The sequence below is a fragment of the Enterobacter sp. PGRG2 genome (assembly GCF_030291195.1).
In the GTDB taxonomy this organism is placed as follows: domain Bacteria; phylum Pseudomonadota; class Gammaproteobacteria; order Enterobacterales; family Enterobacteriaceae; genus Enterobacter_D.
This window is the reverse complement of the sequence record NZ_CP127837.1, coordinates 1,642,951-1,656,432: the sequence shown is the minus strand read 5'-3', so window position 1 is coordinate 1,656,432 and position 13,482 is coordinate 1,642,951. Positions and strand designations below refer to the sequence as shown.

General features: G+C 58.3%; 13 protein-coding genes. 9 read left to right on the top strand and 4 right to left on the bottom strand.

Annotated elements, in window-relative coordinates; translation table 11 throughout:
- Nucleotides 1–25 precede the first annotated feature (25 nt).
- Nucleotides 26–1,072, bottom strand: a complete 1,047-nt coding sequence (locus QRD42_RS07200; RefSeq protein ID WP_321988504.1) for a LacI family DNA-binding transcriptional regulator — start codon at nt 1,070–1,072, stop codon at nt 26–28.
- 187 nt (nt 1,073–1,259) lie between these two features.
- Here QRD42_RS07200 and QRD42_RS07195 point away from each other — a divergent pair, with 187 nt between their 5' ends.
- The 4 genes from QRD42_RS07195 (at nt 1,260) to QRD42_RS07180 (ending at nt 6,038) form a co-directional block, all read left to right on the top strand.
- On the top strand, nt 1,260–2,414 hold the full coding sequence (locus QRD42_RS07195) for a Gfo/Idh/MocA family protein (RefSeq protein WP_321988503.1): 1,155 nt from the start codon (nt 1,260–1,262) through the stop codon (nt 2,412–2,414).
- Nucleotides 2,415–2,432: 18 nt separating this feature from the next.
- Entirely contained in the window at nt 2,433–3,509 is a 1,077-nt protein-coding gene (locus tag QRD42_RS07190) for a Gfo/Idh/MocA family protein (RefSeq protein ID WP_072570321.1), read from the top strand.
- Nucleotides 3,510–4,532, top strand: a complete 1,023-nt coding sequence (locus QRD42_RS07185; protein WP_321988502.1) for a Gfo/Idh/MocA family protein — start codon at nt 3,510–3,512, stop codon at nt 4,530–4,532.
- 168 nt (nt 4,533–4,700) lie between these two features.
- A complete protein-coding gene (locus QRD42_RS07180; protein WP_072570319.1) occupies nt 4,701–6,038 on the top strand; it encodes a hemolysin family protein in 1,338 nt (445 codons plus the stop codon).
- An 83-nt stretch (nt 6,039–6,121) separates the two neighbouring features.
- On the opposite strand, the gene QRD42_RS07175 is transcribed toward QRD42_RS07180, so the two are convergent.
- Nucleotides 6,122–6,328: a DUF1107 domain-containing protein gene (locus tag QRD42_RS07175; RefSeq protein WP_072570318.1), complete on the bottom strand. Its 207-nt coding sequence runs from the start codon at nt 6,326–6,328 to the stop codon at nt 6,122–6,124.
- Between the two features lie 334 nt (nt 6,329–6,662).
- Between QRD42_RS07175 and QRD42_RS07170 the strand changes: the two genes are divergently transcribed.
- Nucleotides 6,663–7,220 carry a YtfJ family protein gene (locus tag QRD42_RS07170; protein WP_072570317.1) on the top strand — a complete coding sequence of 186 codons (558 nt, stop codon included), beginning with the start codon at nt 6,663–6,665 and terminating at the stop codon, nt 7,218–7,220.
- Here the strand turns inward: QRD42_RS07170 and cysQ are convergent.
- Complete coding sequence (gene cysQ / locus QRD42_RS07165) at nt 7,210–7,950, bottom strand: 3'(2'),5'-bisphosphate nucleotidase CysQ (protein WP_318364462.1); 741 nt, start codon at nt 7,948–7,950, stop codon at nt 7,210–7,212. The two genes, QRD42_RS07170 and cysQ, sit on opposite strands and share 11 nt — an antisense overlap.
- Nucleotides 7,951–8,140: 190 nt before the next feature.
- Here cysQ and QRD42_RS07160 point away from each other — a divergent pair, with 190 nt between their 5' ends.
- Nucleotides 8,141–10,087, top strand: a complete 1,947-nt coding sequence (locus QRD42_RS07160; RefSeq protein WP_321988501.1) for a bifunctional 2',3'-cyclic-nucleotide 2'-phosphodiesterase/3'-nucleotidase — start codon at nt 8,141–8,143, stop codon at nt 10,085–10,087.
- Nucleotides 10,088–10,214: 127 nt separating this feature from the next.
- Here QRD42_RS07160 and QRD42_RS07155 read toward each other — a convergent pair whose 3' ends face one another.
- Entirely contained in the window at nt 10,215–10,607 is a 393-nt protein-coding gene (locus QRD42_RS07155) for a winged helix-turn-helix transcriptional regulator (protein WP_318364464.1), read from the bottom strand.
- 83 nt (nt 10,608–10,690) lie between these two features.
- On the opposite strand from QRD42_RS07155, the gene QRD42_RS07150 reads away from it, so the two are divergent.
- The 3 genes from QRD42_RS07150 to QRD42_RS07140 all read left to right on the top strand — a co-directional run bounded on the left by QRD42_RS07150 (nt 10,691) and on the right by QRD42_RS07140 (nt 13,465).
- Complete coding sequence (locus tag QRD42_RS07150; RefSeq protein WP_321988500.1) at nt 10,691–11,539, top strand: SDR family oxidoreductase; 849 nt, start codon at nt 10,691–10,693, stop codon at nt 11,537–11,539.
- 81 nt (nt 11,540–11,620) lie between these two features.
- Nucleotides 11,621–12,445, top strand: a complete 825-nt coding sequence (locus tag QRD42_RS07145) for an AraC family transcriptional regulator (RefSeq protein ID WP_072570806.1) — start codon at nt 11,621–11,623, stop codon at nt 12,443–12,445.
- A gap of 75 nt (nt 12,446–12,520) precedes the next feature.
- Nucleotides 12,521–13,465 carry a DMT family transporter gene (locus QRD42_RS07140; protein ID WP_321988499.1) on the top strand — a complete coding sequence of 315 codons (945 nt, stop codon included), beginning with the start codon at nt 12,521–12,523 and terminating at the stop codon, nt 13,463–13,465.
- The last annotated feature ends 17 nt before the right edge of the window (nt 13,466–13,482 follow it).

Sequence of the window (13,482 nt, the reverse complement as noted above, 5' to 3'; positions counted from 1 at the left end):
CCAGTCCCTCTCCCTGGGGAGAGGGTTAGGGTGAGGGGAAGGCCTGCGCCGCATGGCGGGTCGCCTGGCTGACCGTCCCGAACTCCACCAGCCGCCCCGGTAGCAGCAGATTAAACACCGGGGCCTGCGGGCGGTTAAGCCGCGTCTGTAACAGATGTACCGCCTCCACGCCCAGCTCACGGCAGGGCACCGCAATACCGGTCACGCTGCCGTCCAGTTGCCCTTCCACATCCGTGCTGATAAGCGACACATCCTGCGGTACCCGCAGCCCGCGCTGCGCCAGCATCCGCTGAATACCCGCCGTCATATCGGCGCTGCCGCACAGCAGCGCCTGCGGCCACTGATCCGCAGGCCGGGCGTCGAACCACTGCGCCAGCCGTTGGGCGGCCTCGTTGCCGCCAAAGCCTTCGGTCACCAGCAGATCTGTTGCCGCCTCAAAGGCCACATGAAAATGACGGTACGCCTCCAGGATGCCTTCCAGCCGCACAGACAGGGTTTCGCGCCGCAGGGTGGTGATGGTGAGAATGCGCCGGTGCCCGTGGGCCAGCAGATGCCGCGCGGCGTTAAAACCGATGGCGCGGTGATCCGGCGACACCGCGTCGAGGCGGCTTTCACGGTTACTGGCGTTGATCAGCACGCAGGGTTTACCGAGCGTCTGCGCCAGCCGGTGAACCGCCGGATCGTCGATGCCGATCATGATCAGCGCGCTGATATTCTTGTGGCCCGCTTTTGCCAGAAAGCGCGCCAGATCGGCGTCCTGCTCCTCCAGGCTGCAATAGCTCAGGTGAACATCATGGGCGGCGGTGGCCCCGGCAATCCCGCGCGTCACCGCGTGATAAAAGGGATCGCCACCCATGCTGAAAGTGCGTGCCGGGGCGAAGACGGCAATGTCGTTGATCAGCAGACGGCCGCAGGCCAGCTCTTCCAGCACGCCGAGCCGCCGCGCGCAGCTGACAATCGTCTCACGCGCTTTCGTGCTGGTGGCGGCTTTACCGCTTAATACCCGCGAGACGGTGCTGACGGAGTAGCCCGTCTGCGCGGCAATGGCGTCCATTTTCAGCTTTCCTGCCATAGTGTGATCCTGCTCGCAATCAATACCTGCAAATTTTTGCAGCGCCAGTATGATGATTTTAAAACCCTTTTTCAGAGTGCCGCGCAGTTTCCTCGCCTCCCTGCGAGCATTCTCACAAATTGTGTTTGTCGCCGGTTTGCCGCGTCTCTATTTTCCCGTTATTCCCACTGATCCCCAAAGGTGAGCAATGAAAAAGGTTCGTTTTGGCATTATCGGCATCGGCAATATCGGCACGGTGCACGCCCGCTATCTGCTGGCCGGAAAAATCGGCGACGCCTGCCTTGCCGCCGTCTGCGATAATAATTCTGCGAAACATGCGGCGATACGCGCGCTGGTGGGCGAGGCCGTGCCGCTGTTTGATGACGCCCGGGCGATGCTGCAAAGCGGGCTTATCGACGCGGTGATCGTCGCCACGCCGCACTACGATCATCCCCGGCTGTCGATGATGGCGATGCGCCAGGGTATCCATACGCTGTGCGAGAAACCGGCGGGCGTCTACACCGCTCAGGTGCGGGAGATGAACGCCTGCGCGCGCGAGTGCGATGTGGTGTTCGGCATCATGTACAACCAGCGCCCGATGCCGCTGTATCAGAAAGTGAAGGACCTGATTGTCAGCGGCGAGCTGGGAGAAATTCGCCGCTCGACCTGGATCATCACCAACTGGTATCGCTCGCAGAGCTATTACAACTCCGGCGGCTGGCGGGCGACGTGGAAAGGTGAAGGCGGCGGCGTGCTGCTGAATCAGGATCCGCACCAGCTCGATCTCTGGCAGTGGCTGGTGGGCATGCCGGTGCGCCTGCGGGCGTTCTGCCAGTTCGGCAAACACAGGCAGATTGAAGTGGAAGATGAGGTCACCGCCTACGCCGAATATGCCAACGGCGCAACGGGGGTGTTTATTACCAGCGTCGCCGAAACGCCGGGGACTAATCGCCTGGAGATCGCAGGCGATCGCGGCAAAGTGGTGGTGGAAGACGGCGCTTTACGCTTCTGGCGTCTGCGCGAATCCGAACCGGACTTCAATGCCCGCTGGCAGCACGGTTTTGGCGAGCCGGAATGCTGGGAAGTGACCCTACCCGTTGCCGCGCCTTGCAGCGATCATCAGGTTATTACCGCCAATTTCACTGCCGCCATTCTGCGCGGCGAGCCGCTTATCGCACCAGGCTGTGAAGGCATCCACGGCCTGACGCTCTCCAACGCCATGCACCTCTCCACCTGGACGGACGACTGGGTTGAGCTGCCGCTGGACGAAACGCGCTATCTGCACCTGTTGCAGGAGCGCATCGCGCAGTCGGCAGAGAAAAACGTTGAAAACCGCACCCTGGACGCCTCCGGGACCTGGTGATCGCCAAAGGAGACAGAGATGAACAAGCAGGATGGAATGCATTATGCCCCGACGGGCAAACCGCAGCCGGTAGTGGGCAGCGGGGAATTTGTTTTTGCCGCCGTGGCGCTCGATCACGGGCATATTTACGGTATGTGCAACGGTCTGACGGAGGCGGGCGCGACCCTGAAATGGGTTTATGATGCGGACGCGGCCAGGGTGGAAAAATTCCTCGAACAGTATCCGCAGGCGCAGGCGGCCGCCTCGCTGGAGGTTATTCTGCGCGATCCCGGGGTGAAGCTGGTGGCGGCAGCGGCGGTTCCGTCGGAACGCTGCCCGCTGGGGCTTAAGGTAATGGCCGCCGGAAAAGATTATTTCACCGACAAAGCGCCGCTTATCAGCCTGGAACAGCTGGCGGACGCGAAGGCGATGGTGGCGAAAACCGGGCGCAAATACGCGGTCTACTACAGCGAGCGGCTGCATGTGGAAAGCGCGGTCTTTGCCGGACAACTGGTGGCGCAGGGGGCGATTGGTCGGGTGATCCAGACGCTCGGCACTGGGCCGCACCGCGAAGGCCACGGCCGCCCGGACTGGTTCTACGATCGCCGCTATTATGGCGGTATTCTCTGCGACATCGGCAGCCATCAGATCGAACAGTTTCTGTTTTATACCGGCAACCAGGACGCGCGCATCCTGGCAAGCCAGGTACGCAATGTTAACCATCCACAGTATCCCACTTTTGAAGATTTTGGCGATGCCATGCTGGCGGGAGAGAACGGCGCGAGCGGCTATTTCCGCTGCGACTGGTTCACGCCGGACGGGTTGTCCACCTGGGGTGACGGCCGCCTGACGCTGCTCGGCACCGAAGGTTATATTGAGATCCGCAAATACATCGACCTGTCGCGCGGCGAGCAGGACGTGGTCTATCTGGTGAATCAGGCGGGCGAATTCCGTTATCCCGTCGCCGGAAAAATTGGCTTCCCCTATTTTGGCGCGCTGATACTCGACTGTCTGCACCGCACCGAAAACGCCATGACCCAGGCGCACGCGTTCAAAGCGGCAGAGCTGTGCGTGCGGGCGCAAATGCTGGCAAACGCCCGTCAGCCGGAGGCGTAAATGGACAGTCTTAACGTCGCCATCATTGGCGCGGGGGCGATCCATGGCTGCCACGTGGCGGCACTGCAACATACGCCAGGGGTGAGCCTGCACGCGCTGGTGGACATTGACGCGGAAAAAGGCGCGGCGCTGGCCCGCCGCTACGGCTGCCGTTTTTATCAGGATTATCACGAGATGCTCACGGATATGAACATCGACGCGGTGCATATCTGTACGCCGCACCATCTGCACCGGGAGATGATCATCGCGGCGCTTGCCGCCGGAAAGCAGGTGTTCAGCGAAAAGCCGGTCGGCCTGTCGCTGGCAGAGGTGGCGCAAATCCGTGAAGCGGCTGCCGGTGCTGAGGGCGTGCTCGGCCTGTGTTTTCAGAATCGCTATAACCCCACCAGCCAGGCGATCCGGGCGCAGCTGGCGGATGGCGGCATCGGCCAGCTGCGGGGCATGAAGGCCAGCCTGACATGGTCGCGCGGCGGTGATTACTACAGGCCTGGCGGCTGGCGCGGACGCTTTGCCACCGAGGGCGGTAGCCTGCTAATCAACCAGGCGATCCACACCCTCGATCTGATGCAGTGGTTCGCGGGCGGCGTGACGCGGGTGAAAGGCGTGGTCGACAGCACTTTATTAAGCGGGGTGATCGAGACGGAAGACAGCGCGATGGCGACGCTGGAATTCAGCGGCGGGGCGTATGGCGTGTTTCATGCCACCACCTGCTACTCAGCAGATGCCGCGCTTTCCCTTGAGATCGACGGCGAACGGGGACGCTTACGGCTGGAGGAAAATCAGCTCTGGCGCATTACCGGTAATGCCCGCACGCTGCTGGCGCAGGATACCCCGCCAGACGGCGATGCCAGAAACTACTGGGGCGACGGCCACCGGCGGGCGATCCAGCAGTTTTATACCACCGTACGCGATCCCACGCGGCCTGTGCATGTCTCCCTTGAGGATGCCGCCTGCGCGCAGGCGATAGTCGAAGCGATCTACCGCTCCTCGCAGATCCGGCAATGGATAAGCCTGGCGCAATGAAGGCGGTGTATTACTGACCAAGCCCGTTCTGGCAACCCAACGCTGCCTTAGGCTATACTACCCCCTGAAATTGCGGGTCAACCTTCCACGGCCCGCTTTTACTTAGCTTTACCACATAGATTTTCAACCTTCCCCCTTTCGAGGATCTGGCCTATGGCTGGATAAGATATGTTAAACAGTATTTTACTAATACTCTGTCTGATCGCTGTGAGTGCGTTTTTCTCGCTGTCGGAGATTTCGCTCGCGGCGTCCCGTAAAATTAAACTTAAGCTGCTGGCCGATGAGGGCAATATCAATGCCATGCGCATCCTGAAAATGCAGGAAACGCCGGGTATGTTCTTTACGGTGGTGCAAATCGGCCTTAACGCGGTCGCCATTCTCGGCGGTATCGTGGGCGATGCGGCATTCTCCCCGGCCTTCTACAGCGTGCTGATCAACTTCATGTCACCGGAGCTGGCGGATCAGCTGAGCTTTATGATCTCCTTCACCCTTGTTACCAGTATGTTCATCCTGTTTGCGGATCTCACTCCGAAACGCATCGGTATGATTGCGCCAGAAGCGGTGGCTTTGCGCATCATCAACCCGATGCGCTTCTGCCTGTTTATCTTCACCCCGCTGGTGTGGTTCTTTAATGGCCTGGCAAACGTGATTTTCCGCATTTTCAAACTGCCGATGGTGCGCAAAGACGACATCACCTCCGACGATATTTATGCGGTGGTGGAAGCGGGCGCGCTGGCGGGCGTGCTGCGTAAGCAGGAGCACGAGCTTATCGAGAACGTCTTTGAACTGGAATCCCGTACCGTGCCGTCGTCCATGACCTCGCGCGAGAACATCATCTGGTTCGATTTGCATGAAGATGAGCAGAGCCTGAAGAATAAAGTGGCGCAGCATCCGCACTCCAAATTCCTCGTCTGTAATGAAGATATTGACCATATCATCGGCTATGTGGATTCCAAGGATCTGCTGAACCGTGTAATTGGCAACCAGAGCCTGACGCTGGTGAACGGCGTGCAGATCCGCAACACCCTGATCGTGCCGGATACGCTGACGCTTTCGGAAGCGCTGGAAAGTTTCAAAGCGGCGGGTGAAGACTTCGCGGTGATCATGAATGAATACGCGCTGGTGGTGGGCATTATCACGCTGAACGATGTGATGACCACGCTGATGGGCGATCTGGTGGGCCAGGGTCAGGAAGAGCAGATCGTGGCGCGCGATGAAAACTCATGGCTGATTGACGGCGGTACGCCGATTGACGACGTGATGCGCGTACTGGATATCGACGAGTTCCCGCAGTCCGGCAACTATGAAACCATCGGTGGTTTTATGATGTTCATGCTGCGTAAAATCCCGAAACGCACCGACTCGGTGAAATTCAACGGCTTTAAGTTCGAAGTGGTGGATATTGATAACTTCCGCATCGATCAGCTGCTGGTGACGCGTATCGACAGCAAGCCAACGGTGCTGGTGCCGAAAATGCCGGATGGCAGTGAGAAAGGCGCGGCATAACTTTTACCTGTGCCAGAAACATCAACGGCCCCTTCAGGGGCCGTTTGCATTTTAGTTATTTAGACGACTGCATAGCACATCGATTACGCCAAATCAGACTGCAAACGCAGTACCTGGCGGTTAACTTCAGACATTACAGAGTAATGCTGTTTGTCTTTTACTTTCGGCAGCAGGATCTTACCCTTATCAAACTCGAAAGCCCCGACGTCCTTGATGTACAACCGTCCACGAAACAGGATTTTTACGTATTTTGCTACCTGAAGCGGGTTGTAACGTTGGAAAATTTTCATTGTTGTCTCTCTTCTGCTGAGTCTACGCCCTTGCGGTACCACAATCGGACCGACTGTTATGAACGCAAATTTTGTTGCCCAATGACTATAGATCACAAACCACCTGTTACCCAGTTTGCAGCAGGTTATTTACCGTTTCATGACAATTAATCAGAATATTCTTTTCCATGCTTAATCAGAGGCAGTATAAGTCGTCGTTTTTTTACAGATGTGTGCGTTACGCCGCAAAGTGGCACCGGGATTGCGGGAAAACACCCTTGATCGCACTTATGATTAAAAATGTTAAGACCAAGTGGTCGGATCACCTGCAAACAATAATACAGAAGGAAACCTCATGACCTTACGCACTCTGCTGGCAGCCACCTGCCTGCTCCTGCCATTGATGGCCTCTGCCCATCGCTTTGAGAACAATCAGCGCGTTCCGCCGGTCGGCATCGCCGACAGAGGGGAGCTGATCCTCAGTAATAATGAGTTTAGCTACAAAAAATGGAACAGCGCGCAGCTGCCTGGAAAAGTGCGGGTGGTGCAACATATTGCCGGTCGTTCGTCAGCAAAAGAGAAAAATGCCGCGCTGATCGAAGCGATCAAATCGGCGAATTTGCCCCACGACCGTTACCAGACCACCACCATCATTAATACCGATGATGCCATTCCCGGTTCGGCGATGTTTGTGCGCAGCAGCATTGAGAGCAATAAAAAGCTCTATCCCTGGTCACAGTTTATCGTCGACAGCGACGGCGTAGCGCGTAAAGCCTGGCAACTGGATGAAGAAAGCTCTGCAGTGGCGGTGCTGGATAAAGACGGACGGGTGCAATGGGCGAAAGATGGCGCGCTGACGCCAGAAGAAGCGCAGCAGGTAGTCGCCCTGCTGCGCCAGTTACTCAGTAAATAGAGACCCGGAAGCCGGGGTTGAGGAAGGATTCACGCGGCGTATAGTCAAGGGTTTTACCCTGCCAGTCGTGAACGTGCGCCCCGGCGGCGGCGGCCACCGCATGGCCCGCCGCCGTATCCCAGACGTTGGTCGGCCCAAAGCGCGGATAAAGCTGCGCCTGCCCTTCTGCCACCAGGCAGAATTTCAGCGACGAGCCAATGGACGTGGTCTGGTGCTCGCCCAGCTGTTGCAGGTACTCTTTCAGCTCATCATCACTGTGCGAGCGGCTGATCACCACCAGCGGCGGACGGGCATCGCGCACCTGAATCGGCTTGCGGATGCCGCTCTCTTCTTTCCAGGCTTTGCCGTCGGCGGCGCTGTACATCACGTTAAGCACCGGCGCGTAGACCACGCCGAGCACCGGCTTGCCGTTTTCGATCAGCGCAATGTTCACCGTGAACTCGCCGTTGCGTTTGATAAATTCTTTGGTGCCGTCCAGCGGATCCACCAGCCAGTAGCGCTGCCAGTGCTGGCGGATTTCCCAGGACGGCGGATCTTCTTCCGAGAGCACCGGAATATCCGGCGTTAATGCCACCAGCCCCTGCACAATAATTTGATGAGCGGCAATGTCGGCCGCCGTTACGGGTGAGTCATCGGTTTTACTGGTGACGTCCATCGGCTGATGGCCGTCGTACACCTGCATAATCGCATCCCCTGCCTCGCGGGCAAGCTGACAAATTGCATCTAACATCGTCCACCTCTTTTTTATTTCAGTGGGTTAACTCGTTGTTTTACTTATATCGCATCATAAAGGGATCCGCCATCTGTGATAGTGATTCCGGTTTCCATGGCAACTTTTATGGCAAGATTCACAATTCTGTAAGCAACAAAATGTAAATACATTCTCTTTTGTGGCTTAGATCTTAAAAAGGACATCTCTGATGATTAAGTTTAGCGCAACGCTCCTGGCCACGCTGATCGCCGCCAGCGTGCAGGCCGCAACGGTGGATCTCCGTATTATGGAAACCACTGATTTGCATAGCAATATGATGGACTTCGATTACTACAAAGATAGCGCGACAGAAAAATTCGGCCTGGTGCGTACCGCCAGCCTGATCAACGCCGCCCGCAGTGAAGCCACGAACAGCGTGCTGGTGGATAATGGCGACCTGATCCAGGGCAGCCCGCTCGGCGATTATGTTGCCAGCCACGGACTGAAAAAAGGCGAGGTGCACCCGGTTTATAAGGCGTTAAATACCCTGGATTATGCGGTGGGCAACCTCGGCAACCATGAATTCAACTATGGTCTGGATTTCCTGCACAACGCGCTGGCAGGGGCGAAATTCCCGTACGTTAACGCCAATATCATCGACGTTAAAACCAAAAAGCCTCTGTTCACTCCTTACATCATTAAAGACACCACGGTTAAAGATAAAGACGGTAAAGAGCATAATCTGCGTATCGGCTATATCGGCTTTGTGCCGCCGCAGATCATGACCTGGGATAAAGCCAATCTCGACGGCAAAGTCACGGTCAACGACATCACCGAAACCGCGCGCCGTTATGTGCCGGAGATGCGTGAGAAAGGCGCGGATCTGGTGGTGGTAGTGGCCCACTCCGGCCTGTCTGCCGATCCGTATCAGGCGATGGCGGAAAACTCTGTGTACTACTTAAGTCAGGTGCCGGGCGTGGATACCATTCTGTTCGGCCACGCTCATGCGGTTTTCCCGTCGAAAGACTTCGCCAGCATCAAGGGCGCGGACGTGGAGAACGGCAAGCTGAACGGCGTGCCGTCGGTGATGCCGGGCATGTGGGGCGATCATCTTGGCGTGGTGGATCTGACGCTGAGCAATGACAGCGGTAAGTGGCAGGTCACGCAGTCGAAAGCGGAAGCGCGTCCGATTTATGACGCGGTGGCGAAAAAATCGCTGGTCGCTGAAGACAGCAAACTGGTGGACGTGCTGAAGCATGACCACGACGCGACGCGGGAGTTTGTCAGCAAGCCGATCGGCAATTCCGCCGACAACATGTACAGCTATCTGGCGCTGGTGCAGGACGATCCGACGGTTCAGGTGGTGAACAACGCGCAAAAAGCCTACGTTGAGCATTTCATTCAGGGCGATCCGGATCTGGCGAAACTGCCGGTGCTGTCTGCCGCCGCGCCGTTCAAAGTGGGTGGTCGTAAAAACGATCCGGCGAGCTTTGTTGAGGTAGAAAAAGGCCAGCTTACCTTCCGTAACGCCGCCGATCTCTATCTGTATCCGAACACCCTGGTGGTGGTGAAAGTCAGCGGTAGCGAACTGAAAGAGTGGCTGGAGTGCTCCGCCGGGCAGTTTAATCAGATTGATGTGAACAGCAACAAACCGCAGTCGCTGATCAACTGGGACGGTTTCCGCACCTATAACTTCGATGTCATCGACGGCGTGAAGTATCAGATCGACATCACCCAGCCGGCGCGCTACGACGGCGAATGCCAGAGCGTGAACCCGCAAGCGGAGCGCATTAAGGATCTGACCTTCAACGGCAAAGCTGTCGATCCGGCGGCGACCTTCCTTGTCGCCACCAATAACTACCGCGCTTACGGCGGCAAGTTTGCCGGTACCGGCGACAGCCATATCGCTTTTGCCTCGCCGGATGAAAACCGCGCGGTGCTGGCGAAATGGATCGGCGACGAGTCGGCGCGCGCGGGCGAGATCCACCCGGCGGCGGATAACAACTGGCGTCTGGCCCCTATCCACAGTAAAGCGCCGCTCGATATTCGCTTTGAAACCTCGCCGTCGGAAAAAGCGGCGGCCTTTATCAAAGAGAAAGCGCAGTATCCGATGAAAAATACCGGCACCGATGACATCGGTTTCGCGATTTATCAGTTAGATTTAAGCGGCAAATAAATCACGCCGCACATCAACCGACAAAACGCCCGGCGGCGCAGGCTTGCCGGGCCTACATGTTCACCATCCCGTAGGCCGGGTAAGGCGAAGCCGCCACCCGGCATATATCGCACCGCCACCCGGCACTTTACGCAGCACGCTCGTCGCGAAGCGCCAGCACCTGCGGCAGATTCAGCTCGATCCAGTCCGCCAGGTCCGCCACCTTCTCACTCACCTGCTCGCCCAGCGGCGTCAGGCTGTACTCCACATGGGGCGGCACCACCGGATAAGACACCCGATTGATAAAGCCGTCCTGCTCCAGCCATTGCAGGCTTTGCGACAGCATTTTCTCGCTGACGCCACCCATCTTGCGGCGCAGTTCGCTGAAACGGTGCGTGCCGTCGCGTAATGCCACCAGGATCAACACCCCCCAGCGGCTGGTCACATGTTTAAGCACATCCCGGGACGGACACTGCTCGGCGAATAAATTGCCGTCGCGCAGTTGCTCGCTGAGGGTGGCAGGACGTTCAACTTTCTTCATACTAACCTTTTTGTACGTACTTACTAAAAGTGAGTCAGGGTGATAGTGTCTCATAACACAACCCAGAGACGAAGGAGTTTTCCATGATTGCTATTACCGGAGCCACCGGCCAGCTTGGTCAGTTAGCTGTCGCCGCCCTGCAGAAAACCGTTCCCGCCAGCCAGATCGTCGCCATTGTGCGTAACCCCGCGAAAGCCGACGCGCTGGCGCAACAGGGCGTTGTCGTTCGTCAGGCGGATTACGGCGACGAAGCGGCATTAACCCGCGCGCTGGAAGGCGTTGAGAAACTGCTGCTCATCTCCTCCAGCGAAGTGGGTCAGCGCACCGCTCAGCATCGCAATGTGATCAACGCAGCCAAAGCCGCAGGCGTCAGTTTCATTGCCTATACCAGCCTGCTGCATGCGGATACCTCACCGCTCGGCCTCGCCGCTGAACATATCGAAACGGAGAAACTGCTTGCCGCCTCCGGCATTCCTTACGCCCTGCTGCGTAACGGCTGGTACAGCGAAAACTATCTCGCCAGCGCTCCGCCTGCGCTGGCGCACGGCGTGTTTATCGGCGCGGCGGGCGACGGCAAAATCGCCTCGGCAACCCGTGAGGACTACGCCGCTGCCGCTGCAAAAGTGGTCAGTGAAGACGGCCATGCCGGTAAGGTGTATGAGCTGGCGGGCGATCAGGCCTGGACGCTGAGCGAACTGGCGGCGGAACTGTCTAAGCAGAGCGGTAAAAACGTGGTCTATCAGAACCTCAGCGAAGCCGATTATGCCGCGGCGCTGCGCGGTGTCGGCCTGCCGGACGCCTTTGCCAGCCTGCTGGCGAACTCCGACACCGGCGCGTCTAAAGGCGGTCTGTTTGATGACAGCCATACGCTCAGCAAACTGATTGGTCGCCCGACCACGCCGATTGCCGACAGCATCAAAGCCATACTGTAACTGTTACAAACTAGTTAATTTTTGTAGCATGCCGCCGGGTCATCCTTAATAATGAAGGCATGACCCTGGCGGAGAGTGAATGTGCAAGGCGTACCGGAACAGTTCAGCGATGAGAAAGACCGCGCCCGTTTTCGGCACCTGCCGCAGTTGCCGGGCGTCGAGCTGTATCAGGCCCATATCTCCCGCTACGCCTTTGAGCCGCACACCCACGAAGCCTTCGGCATTGGCGCTATAGAAGCCGGTGCCGAGCGTTTTCGCTATCGCGGCGCGCAGCACGTCGCCCCGGTGAACTCCGTCGTCACCATGAATCCTGATGAACTGCACACCGGCGAGGCGGAAACCGCTGACGGCTGGCGCTATCGCATGATTTATCTGGAGCCTGACTTGCTGGAGCAGGTCACCGGCATCCGCCACTGGTGGTTTGCTGACGCCTCCCGTCACGATCCGCTGCGTTCGCGGCAGATTTGCGCCCTGATCCATGCCCTGTGGCATAGCGACGACACGCTGGCGCAGCAGGGTTATCTGCTCGATTTGATCGACGCTTTTCAGCCGCTGGCCCGTCATGCGCCGGTCAGTGCCGAAGGGGCGCACCGTTTTGAGCGCGTACGGGAGTACCTGCATGATAACTATATGCAGCCGCTGACCCTCGACGAACTGGCGCGCGTGGCGTCCCTCAGCCCGTACCATTTCCAGCGTCAGTTTAAAGCCCATTATCACGTCACCCCGCACCAGATGCTGATGGCGATCCGCCTGTGGCGGGCAAAGAATTTCCTCACTCACGGCCTGCCCGCCGCCGATGTCGCCGCCTTAACCGGGCTGACCGATCAGTCGCACCTGACCCGCGCCTTTACCCGCCGCTATGGCATCACGCCGGTACGCTACCAGAAGCAGGTCGCCCGCCGCTGATGCGCAACCTCATACAATATTCTTCCTCTGCCCTGCCCTACACTGCCGATCAACATGAATAATATGGATGGCAGGATGATTAGTGGTGTGCTGTATGCCCTGGCCGCAGGGTTAATGTGGGGACTGATTTTTGTCGGGCCGCTGCTGGTGCCGGACTATCCGGCGATTTTGCAGTCGACCGGACGTTATCTGGCGCTCGGGCTTATCGCCGTGCCGCTGGCCTGGCTGGGGCGTGCACGTCTGCGTCAGTTAAGCCGTCATGACTGGTTGATCGCCCTGGCGCTGACCCTGTCGGGCAACCTGGTTTATTACGTTTGTCTCGCCAGCGCTATTCAGCGTACCGGCGCGCCCGTCTCAACGATGATCATCGGCACGCTGCCGGTGGTGCTGCCGGTGCTGGCGAATCTGCTCTACAGCAAGCGCGACGGCAAGCTGCCGTGGCTGCGCCTTGCGCCCGCGCTGCTGTGCATCGCCGCAGGGCTGTTGTGTGTGAATATCGCCGAACTGCGGCACGGGCTGCCGAATTTCAGCGGGTGGCGCTATGGTTCGGGGATCGCGCTGGCGCTGGTGTCGGTGGCGTGCTGGGCGTGGTATGCGCTGCGCAATGCCCGCTGGCTGCGGGAAAATCCCACGCGTCATCCGATGATGTGGGCGACGGCGCAGGGCCTGGTGACGCTGCCGGTGTCGCTGGTGGGCTATATTGCGGCCTGTGTGTGGTTACAGGCGGATCAGCCGGGATTTGCGCTGCCGTTTGGTCCACGCCCGCTGGTGTTTATTGGCCTGATGACGGCCATTGCCATTTTGTGTTCATGGGTGGGGGCGCTGTGCTGGAACCTGGCCAGCCAGAAATTGCCGACGGTGATCCTCGGACCGTTGATCGTATTCGAAACGCTGGCGGGCTTGCTGTATACCTTTTTGCTGCGCCAGAGCGTGCCGCCGCTGTTGACGGTGTCGGGAATTGCGCTGCTGGTGGTGGGAGTGGTGATCGCGGTGCGGGTAAAACGGGTGGTGAACGGATGATAGTGCCGGGTGGCGGC